Source organism: Flavobacterium taihuense, assembly GCF_019351435.1.
Classification (GTDB): Bacteria; Bacteroidota; Bacteroidia; order Flavobacteriales; family Flavobacteriaceae; genus Flavobacterium; species Flavobacterium taihuense.
Genome location: NZ_JAHWYN010000006.1, coordinates 63,801 through 81,777, shown reverse-complemented (window position 1 = coordinate 81,777; position 17,977 = coordinate 63,801). Strand labels below are relative to the sequence as shown.

Sequence of the window (17,977 nt, the reverse complement as noted above, 5' to 3'; positions counted from 1 at the left end):
TCCATTAAAAGTAATAATAGAAAAATGAAAAAGTATATCTATATGATGGTGCTTGCACTTTTGGGCATCACTATTGCGCAGGCACAACGCATGCTGCCTAAACAGAAAGGACTAGAAATAAATGCAGGAACCTTATCCGATGACCATTCCGGGAGAAACTACTATCTTAATATTGGTATGACCATAAACGGTAAGAATGGCAATTATCAGCTTTGGGCTTTGGAATATACACATCAGTATGATAAGTATAAAGATATCCGCTTACCACAGGAAACCTACACAGCTGAAAGCGGTTACAGTTTCTTTCTGATGGGGGATGCCTGTAAGAACATCACCTTGAATGCAGCAATAACTGGTGTACTGGGTTATGAAAGCATTAACCGCGGTGAAACTTTGCTGTATGACGGTGCAAAAATATTGAGTGAGGATAATTTCATTTACGGAACACGAGGACGACTGTCTTTTGAAATATACTTGTCCGACCGTTTTGTACTGATTCTTCAAGGGGGGACAAAAGTTTTGTGGGGTACGGATCTGGAACAGTTCCGACCTTCAGCGGGTGTGGGATTGAGGTTTAACTTTTAAAATATAAAAAATGATAGCATTTTTCAATAAATTCAGAATAAGATTACTGCCAATATTTGTATTACTGGCGATCCTGATAAGTTCCGTTACGTCCTGCAGTAAAGACGAACTTGAAATACAAAATGATTTCCCTTTTGAAGTGAAGGTGATGCCCATTCCTAAAGAAATTTCTAATGGCAATACATTGGAGATCAGGATGAAGATAGAGACAACCTATAGTTATACTAACACGAAATACTATCTTCGCTACTTTCAGTTTGATGGACAAGGAACTTTGCAGTATTATGATGAGCTACCGTATCTGCCCAACGATTTGTACCAATTACCAACGAAACAATTCAGGCTGTATTATACTTCGAACTCCACCGTCTCCCAATCCTTTGAAGTATGGATTTCAGATAATTTCGGGAACGAAAAGCAACTAAGTTTTCAGTTAAACAGCAGTGATTAATATAAATTAAATTGGCCTGCTGAAATACTGCAGGTCAATTTTTTACGATTAGTTTTTAAATCATTACTTTAATTTTTCTCAATACAATAATATTAATTTAAAAATAGCATTATTAAAATTCTAATAAATGTGCAGTGTACAACTTACAACAGTAGACGAGAAATTAATAATAAAATTATAATTGATATATTTTAAGAATTTAGATTCATAAATTTGAAAGAAATTTAATTATGACTTTGCTTTTTCAATACTTTAGTAAATACAATCCACTTTCAAAAGAAGCTGAAAATGCTATTACTGAAATATGTTCAATTGTAAAAATCAAAAAAAATCAAGAATTACAAACCTTTGGACATACTTGCAAGACTATTTATTATATAAACAAAGGAACTGCAAGAATTTATTATTACAAAGATGGAATTGACATTACAGAAAGCTTCGCTTTTGAAAACAATATTATAGCAAGAGTGGAGAGTTTATTTACAGGAAATCCATCCCGAAAAGCAATCCAAATTCTAGAAGACAGTGAAATAGTAGCTATAAATGCCACTCAACTTTTTAAATTGTATGACACCTATCCTGAAATTGAACGATTATTTCGAAAAATATTTGAAGTTGCTTATGTAGATACTGTAAATAGAATCGAAGGAATTCAATTTCATTCAGCCGAAGAAAGATATAATGCTTTAATATCTGAAGAACCAAATATTTTAAAAAAAGTTCCTCTAAAACATATTGCATCTTATTTAGGAATTACCCAAGTTAGTTTGAGTAGAATAAGAGCGATTAAGTAATTATTTATCATATGTTAAAGGATTAGTGTTTTTAAGTGTTGAATTTTGTAAAATAAAATAAATCAAAATGACACATATAAAAACAATTAATACAGAAACACTTCGGGATTGGTTAGAAACAGAAAAAGAGGTTTCTATAATTGATATTCGCCCCATCCAAGAACGAGCAGAATGGTATATTCCACAAAGCATCCATATTAATGCTTACGATAAATTAAAAGCAAATGATAAATCAGCTTTTCAAGGACTACATCTTCAAAAAAACATTCCTGTAGTTGTAATTTGTGCAGGGGGTAAAACTAGTTTAATTGGAGCTGAAATATTGCAAAACCAAGGTTTTGATGCCTATTCTTTAGAAGGTGGAATGAAAGCTTGGAGTTTATCCTGGAATACTGCTAAAATTACTTTTCCTAATTTTAAAATCATACAATTAAGACGAACAGGAAAAGGATGTCTTTCTTATATCATAGTTTCCAATAATGAAGCAATTATTGTTGATGCTTCGCTATCAGTTGAAGTTTACCAGCAAATTTTAGAACAACAAAATCTTACTCTAAAATACGTTATTGAAACGCATATCCACGCAGATCATATTTCAAGATCAAAACAATTAGCAGAAAATAATACAGTTCCCTTATTTCTTCCATATCCAAATAAGGTAACTTTTGAGTTTGAACCAATAACCAATAATACAATTTTCGAATTAGGAGACATCAAAATCAAAGCGATAAAAACTCCCGGACACACCTTGGAAAGCACTGTATTTCTAATTGATGAAAAAGTGTTATTGTCCGGCGACACTCTATTTACAAATGGTGTAGGAAGACCCGATTTAAAAGCCAATAACGACGAAGCATTAGAAAAAGCAAAAAAGCTTTATCAATCATTGCAAACCCTTTTATCGCTTGAAGATAGTGTTATTGTTTTGCCATCTCATACCAGTCAACCCGTTGATTTTGATAATCAACCCATTCAAACCACTATTGGTTTTGTGAAAAACAATGTAGCGATGTTACAATTGGATGAAAAGGATTTTACTGATACCATTTTGCAACGTATTCCGCCAACGCCAACCAATTATTTATCAATTGTTGAATTGAATCTAAAAGGAGACTTTAGCGATGTTAATTCTATTGATTTAGAAGCAGGAGCAAATAGATGTGCCATTTCTTAACTATAAAACATTTATAAAGATGAAAATTCTAATAATACTAAATGAAGGCCCATATTCAAACGAAAAGTCATATAATGGATTGCGTACAGGGATTCAATTACTGAATCAAGTAAAAGATGTTCAGGTAAGTTATTTTCTATTTGCTGATGCAATTGGTTCAATAATTCAAAATCAAAAACCTTCAGCCACAAAATACAATGCAGGAGAACTTATAGAAGAATTAATTAATAAAAAAGCATCTATAAAAGTTTGCAAAAGCTGTATGGAAGCAAGAGGAAACATAAGTCATATTGAAGGTGTTGAGATTAGCAATATGGCGGAATATGCAGACTTAATTATTAATGCAGATAAAATTATCACTTTTTAAGAATGAGAAAAATATTTACGTTTATATTGATGGCGCTATTTGCCTTCAATAGCTATTCACAATGTACAGAAAATACGGCTAAAGCCTATACTCCCACAACTATTGGAATTGTTATTTATTCTAATGATGTTGAAACAGTTTGGAATGCAATTCGTTTTGCAAATTTTTCTAAAAACCAAGGAGATACAGTAAGTGTTTTTCTCTTGGGTAAAGGAGTTGAATTAGATAATCTAATAAAGACAGAAAAAGATTTAAAAGAACAGGCTAATACTTTTTTAGACAATGGTGGTATTATCTTGGGGTGTGGCACTTGTTTAGAAAGCAGAAATAATAAAGACCCAAAAGTATGCAAGTTTTCTTCAATGGGAGACCTATATGAACTAGTTAGAAAAAATAAAATAGTGATGACGTTTTAAAGCGTTCTTTTAAAAATAACCTATGTACACAGAAAACATTAAATTAGGATTAAAAGAAAATTGGAAACAGTTTTGGTTATTGGTTATCATCAATGCACTTGTTGGAGGAATGATAGGTTTAGAAAGAACATTATTACCTGAAATTGCAGAAAAAGAGTTTAATCTTTCTTCAACTTCTATCATTTTATCATTCATCATATTATTTGGATTATTTAAAGCAATAACCAATTATTTTGCAGGAGCATTAGCCAATAAATTTAGCAGAAAAAAACTGCTTTTGTATGGTTGGATAATTGGAATTCCTGTCCCTTTTATTCTTATTTATGCCAATAATTGGAACTGGATTTTATTTGCAAATATTTTATTAGGTATCAATCAAGGATTAACGTGGTCTAGTACAGTGGTAATGAAAATGGATTTAGTTGGCGAAAAACAGCGTGGTTTTGCAATGGGATTGAATGAATTTGCAGGCTACGGAACTTTAGGACTTGTTGCCTTCACGACAAGTATAATAGCTGATAATTATGGAGTAAGACCATATCCTTTTTATTTAGGAATTATAATTGTAATCCTAGGAACGTTATTAACGTGGTTTTTTGTAAAAGATACTGCCGGACACGTTAAAAAAGAAACAGAAATAAACAATACAATTCCTCTATTAAAAAACACTTTTACAGAAACAAGTTGGTTAAACAAAAATTTGGGCTCTGTAACTCAAGCAGGATTAATAAATAATTTAAATGATGCAATGATTTGGGGTATAATTCCAATTTTATTAGCACAACGAGGATTTGGTATTGCTAATATTGGAATAATTACAGCCACTTATCCAATTGTTTGGGGTTTAGGACAACTAATAACAGGAAAACTTTCGGATATCTATTGCAAAAGGGATTTGCTGTTTTGGGGAATGTTGTTACAAGGTTTAGCCATAGTATGTTTGGTTTTCTCAACATCAATTTTTCATTTTGTAACTATTTCAGTCTTATTAGGAATTGGAACAGCAATTTTATATCCAACATTTTTATCGAGTATTGCCGAAAACACAAATCCAGAACAAAGAGCAAAAAGTATTGGCGTATTTCGCTTTTGGAGAGATTTCGGTTATGTTATTGGTGCTATATTGACTGGTGTTTTAACAAACATATTCAACATTGAGTTTTCAATTGGTTTTATTGGTGTATTAACTATTATTTCTGCAACAATTATTATTTATAGAATGTCTTGTAAAATAACTTCTAAAAGACTTTTAAAAAAATATTTCTAAACTCACATCTTTGTTTACTTCATATCAATTGGGATAATGTGTCATTGAGATTTAATGATACATTAAAAATGATCAGATAGTATTACAAATTACAGAAGGTTTATTTGCTGCTTTATTTTCTTGTGAACTCATGAAAGAAAGCAGTAAGGATGAGTAAGTCCAAAGCGGCGTTCTTTTGCTTCTTTTCTTTGGCCGCTTATGTGGAAAGAAAAGAAGTTCCCTAAAACAACGAAAGGGATAATGAATATCCCTTAGAAATCTGATTACAGCCTGTTTGATAAAATGTGAAGTGAGGACGTTTGCGTGGGGGCATTTTGGCAAACTGGCTGTACCGATTTGACGCAAAAAGACTGTCCCGACCATAGGAGGGAATGTCTTTTTGCCGCCCGATTTGGGCTATAAGGCGACTTTTATGGGATGGGTACGAAAGTCCTTCAGATTGTGAAAAAATCCCCTGTACGGTGTCATACCATGTCGAAACAAGCTCCATAAAAGCGAACATCCCATCTGGGTTAAAGAGGAATTGATAAACAAATCCTGTTTCTCCAATGCTTCCGCTAAACTACAACTTGGTGTGTCATCCTCTTGTTCGGACTGCTTCAATAATTCTCCAAATTCTTCCGTAATCATTGGCAGGTTTGCCACCGTTTCGTATTTCTCCGAATTGGGCTGGTGAATGTTTCCTATGGTGGATAGTAACACTTGTCCTGTATGCTGGCTGTTGCCAAAATCCAACCAATATTTTGGTTCGTCCCTGTGGTGTCTGCGGTTGCTTACTTCTTTCAATATTTCGGCGACGCCAAACCTCGCCTGTACATTGTCAACGCAGGTAATGTAAATAGTTGCCTGTGCTTCTTCGGGTATTCTGCCCAAACTGTCCTTTTCAAACTTTGCGGTTTCGGCTTTCCAATTTGTCCCTGAAAAGCGGTTTGCACGGTTGATGAGTGCAACGGATTTGTATAACCCTGTTTCACTTTCAGCAAAACGCTGTCTCCCTAAATTCGCATTGGTCACAATATCATCATCCCATAGACGGACACGTAGCCCTGCGTGTTCCAATTCGATTAAGCTATGGTTTATTTCCATTAAAGCGGTCAAAACTTTTGAGCCTGTGCCACCTGCACCGATTAAGTTTACCGCAATGGGATTGGTTGGGCTTATCAGATAGTTATCTGTAAAATGTACTTTTAGTTTCTCGGTATTCATCACAAAAGGTTTTTAAGGGTTTTGTTATTCTTTTTTAACGTCTCTTTAGGAAATATTTCGCGTGTTTCAATCAGTTTTTTCCAAAGGTTTACGCAATTCCCTTTTATGGGATTTTGTTTTCCTAATAAATGGCTGAAATAGCTGTTAAAAAAGTAGTTTTCCCAAGCTGTTGTAAATTCCTCTACGGAAGCGGAATTTTTAATATCTATACTTACAGTTCCCATACATACTTTACCGTCTTCATAAATATTGAAGAAAGGAGCATAATACAATAATGTCTTTTCTGTTGGTCTTCTGTCAGTTGCAAGAGCAAATACCGCAAGGCTATTTTTACTGGCATACCAAAGCATTGGCGGTACATACGCTTTGCCGTTGGGTATGCCCAAACCGTTTACAAAATATAATTGCTGTTCCTGTGCTTTGGTGTACCAAAGCACCGTGCCTTTTTCGCTCGGATTAATGTGCAGTATATTGGTCAGCAAAATTCCTTTTGGCTTTAAAAAGGTTTTGTCCTTTTCTTTATCGGTGTGTAAAGCCTTTGCCAATACTTTAGCTTCATTTACGCTTAATGGATGTGCATTGATAGGATTTCCATTTTTGTCCATATCAAAATGCTCCACGTACATATTGGTATTCGTTCCTTTGGTTTGGTAAAAAACCAATGCCGATTTTGGGTGGTAAAGCGTTCCAAAATTCTCGGTTATGTCGTTTATATTGTTCATTTTCTTGTCGTTTTATAATCATACAGTAATGTGCAGAGTTCGTCCAAAAGGGCAAACAGGCGGTTCTCAAAATCAAGATTGGTTTGTGTAATGTTGCTTCCGTCAAAGCGTTTGCAAATGGTCGGTTCTTCCATTGCTCCATACTCGTTAAACTCATTGTTAATACTGTCTGCAAGTCTCTCATACAACCAGCCTGTAGTATCAGCTATAAAGGAGATGTATTTTTCCATTCCAACGGTTTCGGAGTCGTTTTCATCATTGTAGGGGTCTTCTTCGGGTCTTGGTGCGTTTCGGAAAATGCTCTCGTGCGGATATTGGGCATAAAGGGCAAAGGCATTGCAAGCCACTTTTTGGCATTCTTGGTCGAATGTGTCACGGGTTTTGAAGTTGTTTAAACGCTGTTCAAATACCTGTAAATTAATGCGGTTGAAAAGTTTTTGTTCTATTCGTTCGCCTATCCATTCGGCTTTTACAATCTCAGCAATATAGCTTTCCGTTTCTTCGGTATAATCATCCTGTTCAACCCAATCGTTCATCATTTCGTACAGCCAATATAAATAGCTGTTTTCCTGTCTGTAATACGGTATATCGGCAATATGGTACAGATAACTGCAAACTGAAACAAGCAATTGAGCCGTCTTTTTACGCTTTGGGTCATTGAGCATTTGAAAGAGTGGCGCAATTGGAATATAGTACAGGGTTGTACCTGTGCTGTATCGTTCTTCGCTCGTAAAAAATGTTTTCTTACTATTCTGTACCAAACGTAAATTATCCCAATTGACATTGTTTATTTTTAACTTGGTTTCAGCATCCCACATAGCCAAAGTCATATTATAGGGATAGCCATAACCTTTCGTTTGTAACGGTTCAATGCCGTAATGTTCTGCAAGTTGGGAAAGGGACTTGTAAAAATCCCTCTCCGTTTTTGCTGTTTTCTTACAAGCCTGTGCGGATTGCACTGTTTTCAGTTTAGGCAGAAACACACACTTTAAAAAACCATCGGAAGCATTGCTATCGGTACAGATTTCTGTTTGTCTTTCCGTACCTCGTCTGCATCTTTGGCTCTTTGCATCCATTGTGCGAACTCGCCTAATTGTTGGTGCAGTTGCCGTTGTGTTTTCTGCTGGGGTATGCTGATAGTTCCCGATACTATATTGCGTTGCATAGTTCATCATTTTTGATTTTTAGTTTAACCTTTCGTTCCCATTACGCTCTCCAATTTGTATTCTATCCTATCATCACGGATAATGGGGGCAGATATTTTTGCGGTGGTTAGTATGGGATACGTATTGGCATAAAAATTCAATACCGTTTCCACACTCCAACGTGGTTCGGGGTCGGTGAGTATGATGTCCTGTCCTTTATCTTTCAGTATAAATACTCGTTCTAACTGTGTTGCTAATAACATAACTCTTGGATTTTGTGTTAAACGGTAGATTGTTCAGTCGCAAACAGACCTGTTGAAGAAAATTGGTTTGATAGTTGCGATTTACGTTTGCGTATCTCATCTGCCTTTTCGGGGTAATCGGTAATTTCGGGTACTTTCATCCATGCTTCACGGAACTTACCCTCTTTTTCCAATTCGTCCGCTTTTGCCATTCCCTCTTTAAATTTCTTGTCTTTGGCTTCCTGTTCCTTTTTCTCTTTTTCTCCTTTTTCCTTTTCCATTGCCGATTGCTTTTTAGCTTCTTCCAATTGTTTCATAAAGGCTTCCATATTTACCATTAAACCTGAAGCGGTTTGCAAAGGAGCTGTTATCTGCTGAAAAAATCCCTCGTCCAATTCTTCTGCCGTTCCCCTTAGATTAAGTGGTGGTATCAGTTGTTTTGCGTCATCGCCACATTGCTCATTTTGAAGCATAATGGAAACAATAAGATTGTTTTCTATGCCCTTTGAAATAGTGAGTTGTAAATCTCCTGTAATGCCCATTTGCGCTATCTGATTGAAAAAATTTGTGTTCATCGTTCTAAAAATTTAATTGTTGTTTAATGGTTCTTTTTTAAGACTATCTACGGTCAACGAACGACTCAATTTTCAAAGTTGCCCTTCTGTTTGCCCAATAAACATACTCAAGGGCTCCTTTCTTCGTTCTGAACCTTCTACCGTTTACGTTCCAACGTACTTTTATCCTGCGGATAGTTGATGGTGTTCTGAATGCATCATACGTAATTCCTGTAATTTCTTTCTCTTTTTTAATATTGACAATTTCGATATATACCCCCTTTTGTTCAACATTAGGATAGTATGTTGACAGTAATAGGATATTATTTCTGTCATAGATTTCAAAGCGGACAAAATCTTTGTCATTCAATATAATATTGAACAGTTCTGATAAGTTGAAATTCCAATTTAGCAGTATTCTTTCATCGTATCTCCTATAGGTTATAATTCCGATATTCATAGTTGTTGCTTTTAGAGGCTATCACCATTCAAGGCGATAGCCCATGGTTATTTAATTAAAATTTAAGATTTCCGCTCCGTCTGTTGCAAAAGAGGTGCATAGTTCAAAAGCCTTTTGAGACTTTAGCTGTGCCGTTCCCCCCATTACAATACTTTGTAACTTGGCTTCATCATCTTTGTAACTGCGAACATTTTGGTAGTAGCCAGTCACAGCATTGTACGCCCCGAACAATGTGCCTTTGGTGGTGTCCATTTGTTGAGTGTCGCTTGTCATAGCGTAAGCAAAGGCATCCTGCACCACATTTTTGAACACGGTGGAAACTTCATCTTCCGCACCCTTTTTAAGCAAATCCAATGTTTCCTTATTCGGACAAAGAGCTAATTGGATTAGTTTTTTTACTTCTTGGTCAGTAACTTTTACTTTAGCCCAATGGTTGAATATTCCCTCTAACTGTGTGCTTAAGGTATCTGCCAAGCCCATAAGTTTGTGGGCATTTTCCAAATGCTGTTTTGCTCCCGAAGTATGTTTGATGCGTACCACGTTGCTCATATTACGAAGCGAGGCGTTAAGGGTATTTTGACAGACAATACGGATAGGAGTGAAGGCTGCTGTGATGCTTCCACTGCCATCGTGCGAAGTAGTTAGAAAAATGTATTTTTCTGTAACATCATCGCCATTGCCCACTCGGATATAGTCGGGCAGTTTGGCGGTGATAAATATGCGTTCGCCTTGTCCCAATGCCCCTGCGGTTTCATACAATATTCCCTCGCCACCGCCTACAATAGCATCAAAGAAATTGAATGCCTCACGGTTTTGTACGATGTGATAGTCTTTGCCCACCACACCCAATACGGCATTGTTATCAGTGCGGATATTGGCAAAATAGTTAGGTACTTCCAATTCGTTGTTGCCTATCTCTATACCATTTGAAGTTTCGATAATGCCCGAGCCTTTGGTATATAAAGGTGTTTTAATGACTTCATAGTCTAACCCTGCGTGTTTTATGGCTTCCGAACTTGTTGGATAGTCCTCTACAATTTGACCTAAATTATGCCACGCTTTTTGCTGAACGCTGAAAAATGAATAACGCCCTGTACTCTCATTGAAATTGATATTATGTGCCATGATAAAATGATTTAAAAAGTTTAAAAATTGTTTAAAAACCTACAGTTAAAATGGGAGGTCGTTCTCCGCTTTGTTATTATTGATTTCCGTGGCAGTTTGTACCGTTTCGGATTTTTTACCTCCTGCGTGCAATTTAATTTGCGAGGTATTGAAGTTCAGACCTGCATACACTTCTCCGTTATTGCCTGTCCACGCTCTTGCGCTTACTCTGCCTGTGAGTTCCACAAGAGTGCCTTTCGCGAGTATATTTACTACTTTTGAGCTAAGCCAGTAAGCACAATCAAAGTAGGTTGTCTGCTCTATACGTTCGCCCGCTTTATTTCGGTAGCTGTCGTTGATGGCTACTGAAAAATTTACTACCTGTTTGCTGTTTGACAATGTGCGTACCTGCGCATCTTTTGTCACTCTTCCAATGATGTTCATGATTTCTACTTTTTTAATGAATTATTTTTTTTGAAAATTTATTTATTTGGCAATGAGTGGAGGTGCTGTTTTGTTTCATCATTACCATTGTTAATATTTTATTTCTCATTGCTGACATTTTTTTTATTCGTTTAAAGAGCCGGAGTATGCTATGTTTTGTTTCATGAGCATAAAAAGGTGAGCGTTTAGCAATAGCAAGGCTTTGATAAAAAATACAACCCGCATGGGTGGAGATTTTTTATCAAATCTGAAGGACTAGGCCTTGCTATTGCGTTAAGAACACGGAGTTACCTTTGCTCGTGAAATAAGACAAAAGCATACTGGTTTTTGAATACAAAAAAGGATAGGGAAGCACTATGATTATACGGTACAAATGCAATAGAGATCAAATAATGTACTGAGCTATAAGAGTAAAGAACTACCATGATATAAAACTAACGCCGCTGCCAAATACTATTTACAAATCGTCTTTTGAGACTTTTGATTCACTTTTATTAAAAAAATTAAATCGTTATTCTTGTTAAAAAACATATTTTACTTACATTCACCAAAGCGGAAATTAATTTTAAATTGAAGGTTTATGTACAAAGAATTTGTTGATACTATACATGAAGAAAAAGCCAAAAATGACAGCAATTCAAGGGATCTCGCCCGTACACTAAATGTATTATCCAAAACAGTTTTTGGTGAAGTAAATCGGTTCATTTTTGAACTCCTGCAAAATGCTGATGATTCTTCCTCAGACGAAAGCCCAATTAGTGTTCGCTTTCAACTGCTGGATAATTACCTTGTGTTTTCGCACAACGGTAAACATTTCACTAAAGAAGATGTTCAAGGTATATCAGGTATTGGTAACCGTGCAAGCGATAAGGATAAAAATGTAGAAAAAACAGGTTATAAGGGTATTGGTTTTAAATCTGTCTTTGGTTCATCGGACTATGCGCACATAGTCTCGGGAGGCTTCTCATTTCGTTTTGATAAAAATTTTGAGGGTTATGCTAACCCTGAAGAATATCCATGGCAGGTTGTGCCAATCTGGACGGATCAGGTTGCCAGTGAAGTTGCCGGCTTTTATGACGAAGACTGGGTAAATACAATCATTGGTATCAGTGACCGTGAAAATATCAAACGAGAAATTATTAAAGTTTTTGAAGACTGTCAAATTATACTTTTTCTACGGAAGGTTAAAACTGTTACACTCTTTGACAGGGATAAAAAAATATTTGAAGTAACCAAAGAAGCCTCGCAGGATGTTGTAGATCTTTACAATAATGGTAAGTTACAGAGTTCTTGGATATTTAAAATAATGGATCTGCCAATTAGTGAGGAACTGTCAGTAAAACTTAATCAGCTTTCCGATACAGAATGCCCTCAGAAATTAAAAGAAGCCAAGGCGACCAAACTAACATTTGCAGCACAGGTTAAAGATCAGCATTTGATACCAATTAAGAGGGCCGTAATTTATTCGTACCTGCCGACGAAAGCAAATAAGGAATTCCCATTTCTGATCAATGGAGATTTCCTCACTAATGCAGAGCGTACTGAATTGATGCCAAATATTTGGAATGAATTTCTGTTTATCGAAATTGCAAGACGGCAGTTAGAATGGTTTAGCGATTTACAAGAAACTCAATATCGTTTCGATGTTCTTAAATTATTTAATGGCAAGTATCCGGCATATTCAGATTTAAAAGTCGATATCGCATATAACAAAAGCCTTGAGGCAGCAGCTGGGGATATTGATTTCTTGCCGGAGCAGTCTGGTAAGGATACCATTGTAATCTCACAAAGTGTAGTGGACAATACCGGCTTTTCGGAGTACTTCCCTCCAGCCTTAATAACAGATTATCTCGGCATAACCGATTCGCATGGAATAGTAGATCTGCGGATGGAAAGTCAATCCTGCTTAATACCGTTAGGAGCTAGGCAGTTTGCTTTTTCGCAGGTGCTGAAACTTGTAGAATCTGAAGCTATTGATGATGCCAATGGAGCAATTAATTTGATACGGTTTTTTTATAACAAGACAATCAACGGTAATAATCCAACCTGGCTGCCGCAATTGGAATCGGCACCTTTTATTATGGATGAGTCTGGTCAATACAAAAGTCCTCAGGAAATTTTCATGCCGGCAGAGACAGTAACTCCGGACATCAATTTTGAAAACCTCAATTATGTTCATGAGGATATTTTAGCTTTTTACGGCGATAAAAAACATGTAATTAAATGGCTCCAGGTATTGGGGGTGCGGGAACCCACTGATCTGGAAGTTGTGCGAAAAGCTATCCTTCCGATGATTAAGAACGATGATATCAATGAGCAAAACAGATTAGTCATCACTCGCTTTATTTTTAAAGTATATCAGGCAAAATTACTCTCTGATAGTGATTATCTGGATTTGAAGTTGTTGAAGGTTTTAACTACCAATGGTCTAAAGATGCCAAGTCATTGTTATCTTTCAGATCAGTACAACCCTGAAAAGAAACTCTCAACGATTTTGCCAAACGCAAATTTTTTGACACAAGACTATATAGAAACTGAAGAAGATTCCACAGACTGGAAAGTTTTTTTCAAAAAGATTGGTATAAGAGAAAATATTTCTATTGATCTTATCGATGAGAAAATAGAAAGACAAAAATTTGCAAGAACCTATCCTGAGGCAACTGATTATCTAAACTGGCTGGATAGTACAGAAGCTTATCCTTCGTTGTATCGTCCATATCGAAAAAGTGGACAACATTACATACAGAATTATACTGCAATTGAATTCAGATCAAGTCTATTGGAAGCATCTTTTTCTAAGTTCTTTTGGACAAAAATGCTTGATAGTTGGGATCTGTTCAAATATAAATGCGACACTACACACTACTATTATTATGGAGGCAGTAATATTGTTCCGAGCTATATTGAATATTACGTTAAAAATTTTGAATGTATTCCCTGCACAGATGGTAAATGTTATAAGTCGACTGATGTTTTTGCACCGTCTTTAAAATCAATTATCGGTCAGCATCTTCCCGTTGCAGATTTACCCGCATCGATGACTGTAGGACAAATAGATTTTTTTAAATTCAAGAAAATTTTTAGTCCAGAAGAGTGCCTGCATCTACTTAATCTGATCGGCTCCCAGCCACTTGACAGTGATACTAACAAACAGTTATTTTCGATTTATGACCAGCTTATCGGTCAGCCTACAGATGTAGTACGTTCTTTAAGACCGAAAATTGAGCAGTGGAAGGCCAGTAGTTATATGCTTACTATCGACAACACTTTCGAACCAGCAGCGGACCTGTATATATTTGCTGTACATAACGCTCAGGCGCCAATGGGAAGCAATAGATTTCTTAAAGTGCCACCAAGGTCAAAAGGCGAAATAAAAGCGTTGTCCGAGTTTTTAGATATTCCAATGATCACTTATGATTTGCTGGAATTTGTTCCTTCGAATGTAAGGGAGGATGTTGAACTTCAACAAGCGCTTATGAAACGCGCGTCATTTCTTGCATTCATTTATTCCAAAAAAAGTACTGATAACTATCAGAAAACGCTTTCTAAGATTACATCAACTTTTGGGAATACAAAATTTATAAATGCAGAATCACTAAGCTTGGTTTACAAAGATCAGGAGCAAGTGATTGTAGATTCTAAGATCGACTGCTGGCCAGGACAATACGGCGAGTTTTATTTTACAGGCAAATGGAATTCGCCTGTAACTTTATACAGTCTTAGCAACAGTCTGTGCGATCTTTTAAAATTGGAAGGTATGGAACGGGAATTCGGATTAGCGATGCAGCTTCAGCCTGAAGACATCTATTTATGGCTTCAAGAACAGGGTTATCCTGTGGGTGAAATCCCTGAAGATGACGGCTTTTATCCAGGTACCAGCTCTGAATATTCGGAGGAAACAGGAGATCCAGAAAGCCCTTATACAGGTGTAGATATCGATTTTGAAAATGTTTTTGTACCCGAGGTACAAGTCGAAGATATTAATTTTGAAAGCGTTACTGCTGTGGTAAATAACCTGTCCCAAGTGACAGTTACTACTTCCAAAATTTACAAACCAATTGAAAATTCGCAAGTTAAAGTTGATATAGGACGATGGTCTGAGGAATATGTCAATAAATATCTTCAGGAGAACAAGGATAGCTTTACTGAAATCATCTGGCATAACGAGACGGCTGAAAGTTACCTCCCTTATGATTTTACGGTTATGGAAAACGGGATTGAAAAATGTATTGAGGTAAAAGGCACACCATCGGCGACAAAGGAGATGATCAAATTGTCTTTGGAAGAATGGAAACAAATGTTCGCCTATGGTGATAATTATTCAATATTCAGGGTCTATTGTGCTGGTACCACTAAAAGCAGATTGGAAAGAAATGATAATATTAGGAGTGAAATAGAAACTGGAAAGCTATTAGATTTTCCTGTGGAGATTTTTCTTCCATAGTATAATTGGGGGTAGGCTTTGAAGAATTAAGCTATGCCTCAAAAAAAAAAGAAGCCGTCACATACCTTATTGTGAGACGGCCTCTTAAATAGTAGCAATTCATTTCCATACAATCTATGGTGTTTTAAATTTTGAATAGTTTGCAATCTTGTGTTTCTCAACGAAAGCATAAAGTTCTTTTCTTAACTGAGTTTCTGTTGTCATCCTCTTATGTTCTTTTTCAATCGTAAAATTAAGCGAAATCTGTAGCTCTGCATCACTTGATCTTTTTGCAATATAGTCAGGGAATGCGATAACAAGATTAGCGCTACCTTTAACACCCCTGATATCAAAACTAAACTTAAACGAGATTGATGCAACGATCAGTTTGTCATGATATAAGTTGTTTTTCAGTAATGGGTTATTCTGGAGGCCACGTCCGTTTATCTTTAATGAATCTATTTCGTCAACCAAGGCTTTAATATCTGCATGTGACTCCTGTTCTTCATCAAGATAGAGATCGATATCGGTGATGGATTGAAATTTTAAATAGATGCAGAAATCTTTTGTAAAGGAGTAGAAAAACTGAATCCTTTGTGCGTTCGTAAAATCCTTAAATTTAATGCGGATAAAATCATCCCCCGGTTTGATGAAGCTTTGGTCTTTAAGAAGTTTTTTTACCTCGCCAACAATTAGCTCGTTTATCAAAATAGTTTCTTTTGAAGTTGAATTCTGTTCGACTGACAATTCGAGATTTCCGTCCTTTGACTTTTTGACGAAAACCTTCCCTGAATGTTCTGTCTTATTGCTGGTCCAGTTTTCAAGAAAATTATCACGTTCGATCTTGTAGTCAAAAATGGCCGTCTCGTCCTCGATGTAGAATGTCGGTGTCCCCAGAAGCTTAAAATTTGGCTCATACTTGTGTGCCTCTTTGATTTTTCCAGCAAGATCCATTGGGGCAGAAAAAACATTTGTTAAATCGACATCAGAAGTACATTTAATAGTTGCAGTCCTAAATTTAATAGTATCCTCCTTCTTTTTTTGTGCCTCATGTAAATCGTGAAAATCTGCAGGACTTACAAGAGTTTTCATCAATAGTGGGATTGAATTATTCTTCTCTATGTGACCTAGAAAAACTCCTTTGTCCCGGAGCAATCCGTTAATATTGGTCGTTGAAATGCTCGCGTTAACTAGGAGCTGTCTTATATGGTCACCTTGTGGTAAAAAATCTTTTTCCATTTTTAACTATTTCTAAAATCTGATGGATACTTGCGAACTAAAAGGTTTTGATTAAAGCTGTATTTAGGAAATTTAGATAATTCCCCTTCAATAGCACCTTTGTGGTGTAATTCATTGTAATCTGGGAAAGATAAAATTGTTTTCTTCGCCGAGGCTAAATGATCAAAACTTTTTGCAAAAGAAAGAAGTTTAGAAAGATTATCTTTTGAAAAACTGTCTTTACAGAAAATAAGAAATTCCACATCGCTTCCTTTTTCGATTCTCAGTGGAATAATATCTGAGAAAATGTATTGTACTGGCATGATGTCGCCATAGCTTATAGAGTTTAAGCCGATGATATTCAAGCTAGTATTGTGATATACAAATTTAACATTGTCGACGCCATATACTTCCTTTGCTCTAAAAACCGTTTGATACAGAAAATTCATACGATTATTATCTAGGACAATAATCTTGTCAAAAATAAGGTCCGCATCAATTTGCATATTGGCAATTTTAGGAATAAGTTCATAGTCTTCGGGGCTCTTGTCCGATAGCCATACTAGGATACCTGCAATTTCTGTTCTGGTTATTCCGCTGAATTTATAATTCGTTTCGGAATACAGTTTAGAATTCTTGAAGCATTCAAGTGTAAAGGCCAAATCTTCAAAATGGTCTTTGAACTTTGCCTTTGGGTTTTTAGGGTATTCGTCTGCAGTATATTTTGAAGATATAACTATAATATCTAATAATTGATCTTCAAGAGGGCTTTTGCTGCTAATTAAAGCATCAATACCATGTGTCGTTTTATCACCTTTTGCTGACTTAGATTTATGTTTCGTACCCTTAATACAGTTTATTGTTTCATTGGAAGTAACGGAATTATATCCGAGTATTTCCTTAAAGAAAAAGTCGACTACCTTTTCGCCTTTTTCGCCGACTGTTTTAGACCATTCACCCATACTTTTTTGTTTTTATCTTGCTAAGATAAAGAGATTAGTGTAGTATTCTTCCTTGAAATGTTTTTTAAACAGGAAAGTTATCAACCGAATTGCTAAGGTTGGTTTTTAGTTTATTTAATCCCAAATTGTTCTTTTAGTTTTTGTAATTCTTTTTCCAGTTTCAATATCATTGACATTGTTTCATCAGGAATGTTAGAGTTGGCTTTGCTCAGCTCGCTGCCCAAGTTCTTCATCTCCCTGCCAATTGTTTGTTCTGTAGTGCTACCAAAAGTACATCTGATTTAATGTATTTTCAATTCGCAAGTAACCCACATAGATCGGCTATTTCCTTAAAGATCTCTTTGAATTGAATGCATCAAAAATAAAATCCACTTTCAACTTTAAAGTGGCTGAGAAAGTTACCTTAAAGCAAAAGTCAAGTACTATTTTTTCTTTTATAACAA

At 35.9% G+C, this 17,977-nt stretch carries 18 protein-coding genes; 8 read left to right on the top strand and 10 right to left on the bottom strand.

Features of this window, described 5'->3' with window-relative positions; all coding sequences use genetic code 11:
* Nucleotides 1–24: 24 nt before the first annotated feature.
* The 7 genes from KZH69_RS08385 (at nucleotide 25) to KZH69_RS08355 (ending at nucleotide 5,054) form a co-directional block, all read left to right on the top strand.
* Nucleotides 25–585 (top strand): conjugal transfer protein TraO, encoded by a 561-nt coding sequence (locus KZH69_RS08385; RefSeq protein WP_219316987.1) that lies wholly within the window; start codon nucleotides 25–27, stop codon nucleotides 583–585.
* Between the two features lie 10 nt (nucleotides 586–595).
* Nucleotides 596–1,036 (top strand): DUF3872 domain-containing protein, encoded by a 441-nt coding sequence (locus KZH69_RS08380; RefSeq protein WP_219316986.1) that lies wholly within the window; start codon nucleotides 596–598, stop codon nucleotides 1,034–1,036.
* Nucleotides 1,037–1,266: 230 nt separating this feature from the next.
* Complete coding sequence (locus KZH69_RS08375; RefSeq protein WP_219316985.1) at nucleotides 1,267–1,830, top strand: Crp/Fnr family transcriptional regulator; 564 nt, start codon at nucleotides 1,267–1,269, stop codon at nucleotides 1,828–1,830.
* A gap of 67 nt (nucleotides 1,831–1,897) precedes the next feature.
* Nucleotides 1,898–3,004 carry an MBL fold metallo-hydrolase gene (locus KZH69_RS08370; RefSeq protein WP_219316984.1) on the top strand — a complete coding sequence of 369 codons (1,107 nt, stop codon included), beginning with the start codon at nucleotides 1,898–1,900 and terminating at the stop codon, nucleotides 3,002–3,004.
* A gap of 19 nt (nucleotides 3,005–3,023) precedes the next feature.
* A complete protein-coding gene (locus tag KZH69_RS08365) occupies nucleotides 3,024–3,371 on the top strand; it encodes a DsrE/DsrF/TusD sulfur relay family protein (RefSeq protein WP_219316983.1) in 348 nt (115 codons plus the stop codon).
* 2 nt (nucleotides 3,372–3,373) lie between these two features.
* Nucleotides 3,374–3,787, top strand: coding sequence for a DsrE family protein (locus KZH69_RS08360; protein ID WP_219316982.1), 414 nt, complete (start codon nucleotides 3,374–3,376; stop codon nucleotides 3,785–3,787).
* Between the two features lie 22 nt (nucleotides 3,788–3,809).
* Entirely contained in the window at nucleotides 3,810–5,054 is a 1,245-nt protein-coding gene (locus KZH69_RS08355) for an MFS transporter (protein WP_219316981.1), read from the top strand.
* A gap of 396 nt (nucleotides 5,055–5,450) precedes the next feature.
* Here KZH69_RS08355 and KZH69_RS08350 read toward each other — a convergent pair whose 3' ends face one another.
* The 8 genes from KZH69_RS08350 to KZH69_RS08315 are packed head-to-tail and all read right to left on the bottom strand — an operon-like array spanning nucleotide 5,451 to nucleotide 10,931.
* On the bottom strand, nucleotides 5,451–6,260 hold the full coding sequence (locus tag KZH69_RS08350) for a PRTRC system ThiF family protein (RefSeq protein ID WP_219316980.1): 810 nt from the start codon (nucleotides 6,258–6,260) through the stop codon (nucleotides 5,451–5,453).
* A complete protein-coding gene (locus KZH69_RS08345; RefSeq protein ID WP_219316979.1) occupies nucleotides 6,260–6,982 on the bottom strand; it encodes a PRTRC system protein B in 723 nt (240 codons plus the stop codon). The genes KZH69_RS08350 and KZH69_RS08345 overlap by 1 nt, the downstream gene beginning before the upstream one ends.
* Entirely contained in the window at nucleotides 6,979–8,157 is a 1,179-nt protein-coding gene (locus tag KZH69_RS08340; RefSeq protein ID WP_439649432.1) for a hypothetical protein, read from the bottom strand. Before KZH69_RS08340 ends, KZH69_RS08345 begins: the two co-directional genes overlap by 4 nt.
* Before the next feature lie 14 nt (nucleotides 8,158–8,171).
* Nucleotides 8,172–8,390: a PRTRC system protein C gene (locus KZH69_RS08335; protein WP_219316978.1), complete on the bottom strand. Its 219-nt coding sequence runs from the start codon at nucleotides 8,388–8,390 to the stop codon at nucleotides 8,172–8,174.
* A gap of 17 nt (nucleotides 8,391–8,407) precedes the next feature.
* A complete protein-coding gene (locus tag KZH69_RS08330; RefSeq protein WP_219316977.1) occupies nucleotides 8,408–8,944 on the bottom strand; it encodes a PRTRC system protein E in 537 nt (178 codons plus the stop codon).
* Between the two features lie 43 nt (nucleotides 8,945–8,987).
* Nucleotides 8,988–9,383, bottom strand: a complete 396-nt coding sequence (locus tag KZH69_RS08325) for a hypothetical protein (protein WP_219316976.1) — start codon at nucleotides 9,381–9,383, stop codon at nucleotides 8,988–8,990.
* Between the two features lie 51 nt (nucleotides 9,384–9,434).
* Complete coding sequence (locus tag KZH69_RS08320) at nucleotides 9,435–10,508, bottom strand: DUF932 domain-containing protein (protein WP_219316975.1); 1,074 nt, start codon at nucleotides 10,506–10,508, stop codon at nucleotides 9,435–9,437.
* A 45-nt stretch (nucleotides 10,509–10,553) separates the two neighbouring features.
* Entirely contained in the window at nucleotides 10,554–10,931 is a 378-nt protein-coding gene (locus KZH69_RS08315) for a single-stranded DNA-binding protein (protein ID WP_219316974.1), read from the bottom strand.
* 580 nt (nucleotides 10,932–11,511) lie between these two features.
* On the opposite strand from KZH69_RS08315, the gene KZH69_RS08310 reads away from it, so the two are divergent.
* A complete protein-coding gene (locus KZH69_RS08310) occupies nucleotides 11,512–15,375 on the top strand; it encodes a sacsin N-terminal ATP-binding-like domain-containing protein (protein WP_219316973.1) in 3,864 nt (1,287 codons plus the stop codon).
* Between the two features lie 114 nt (nucleotides 15,376–15,489).
* On the opposite strand, the gene gapS4b is transcribed toward KZH69_RS08310, so the two are convergent.
* Together gapS4b and gapS4a are read right to left on the bottom strand one after the other, a co-directional pair.
* The gene (gene gapS4b, locus KZH69_RS08305; RefSeq protein WP_219316972.1) at nucleotides 15,490–16,593 is read right to left on the bottom strand and encodes a GapS4b family protein; all 1,104 of its coding nucleotides are present in this window, start codon (nucleotides 16,591–16,593) and stop codon (nucleotides 15,490–15,492) included.
* 2 nt (nucleotides 16,594–16,595) lie between these two features.
* Complete coding sequence (gapS4a, locus tag KZH69_RS08300; protein ID WP_219316971.1) at nucleotides 16,596–17,534, bottom strand: GapS4a family protein; 939 nt, start codon at nucleotides 17,532–17,534, stop codon at nucleotides 16,596–16,598.
* Nucleotides 17,535–17,977 lie beyond the last annotated feature (443 nt).

Bases quoted from the DNA above. Each gene is read 5' to 3' on its own strand.
- KZH69_RS08360 (WP_219316982.1), top strand. From the start codon at position 3,374: ATGAGAAAAATATTTACGTTTATATTGATGGCGCTATTTGCCTTCAAT.
- KZH69_RS08325 (WP_219316976.1), bottom strand. From the start codon at position 9,383: ATGAATATCGGAATTATAACCTATAGGAGATACGATGAAAGAATACTG.
- KZH69_RS08350 (WP_219316980.1), bottom strand. From the start codon at position 6,260: ATGAATACCGAGAAACTAAAAGTACATTTTACAGATAACTATCTGATA.
- gapS4b (WP_219316972.1), bottom strand. From the start codon at position 16,593: ATGGAAAAAGATTTTTTACCACAAGGTGACCATATAAGACAGCTCCTA.
- gapS4a (WP_219316971.1), bottom strand. From the start codon at position 17,534: ATGGGTGAATGGTCTAAAACAGTCGGCGAAAAAGGCGAAAAGGTAGTC.
- KZH69_RS08310 (WP_219316973.1), top strand. From the start codon at position 11,512: ATGTACAAAGAATTTGTTGATACTATACATGAAGAAAAAGCCAAAAAT.
- KZH69_RS08385 (WP_219316987.1), top strand. From the start codon at position 25: ATGAAAAAGTATATCTATATGATGGTGCTTGCACTTTTGGGCATCACT.
- KZH69_RS08345 (WP_219316979.1), bottom strand. From the start codon at position 6,982: ATGAACAATATAAACGACATAACCGAGAATTTTGGAACGCTTTACCAC.
- KZH69_RS08340 (WP_439649432.1), bottom strand. From the start codon at position 8,157: ATGATGAACTATGCAACGCAATATAGTATCGGGAACTATCAGCATACC.
- KZH69_RS08380 (WP_219316986.1), top strand. From the start codon at position 596: ATGATAGCATTTTTCAATAAATTCAGAATAAGATTACTGCCAATATTT.
- KZH69_RS08335 (WP_219316978.1), bottom strand. From the start codon at position 8,390: ATGTTATTAGCAACACAGTTAGAACGAGTATTTATACTGAAAGATAAA.
- KZH69_RS08320 (WP_219316975.1), bottom strand. From the start codon at position 10,508: ATGGCACATAATATCAATTTCAATGAGAGTACAGGGCGTTATTCATTT.
- KZH69_RS08315 (WP_219316974.1), bottom strand. From the start codon at position 10,931: ATGAACATCATTGGAAGAGTGACAAAAGATGCGCAGGTACGCACATTG.
- KZH69_RS08355 (WP_219316981.1), top strand. From the start codon at position 3,810: ATGTACACAGAAAACATTAAATTAGGATTAAAAGAAAATTGGAAACAG.
- KZH69_RS08375 (WP_219316985.1), top strand. From the start codon at position 1,267: ATGACTTTGCTTTTTCAATACTTTAGTAAATACAATCCACTTTCAAAA.
- KZH69_RS08370 (WP_219316984.1), top strand. From the start codon at position 1,898: ATGACACATATAAAAACAATTAATACAGAAACACTTCGGGATTGGTTA.
- KZH69_RS08330 (WP_219316977.1), bottom strand. From the start codon at position 8,944: ATGAACACAAATTTTTTCAATCAGATAGCGCAAATGGGCATTACAGGA.
- KZH69_RS08365 (WP_219316983.1), top strand. From the start codon at position 3,024: ATGAAAATTCTAATAATACTAAATGAAGGCCCATATTCAAACGAAAAG.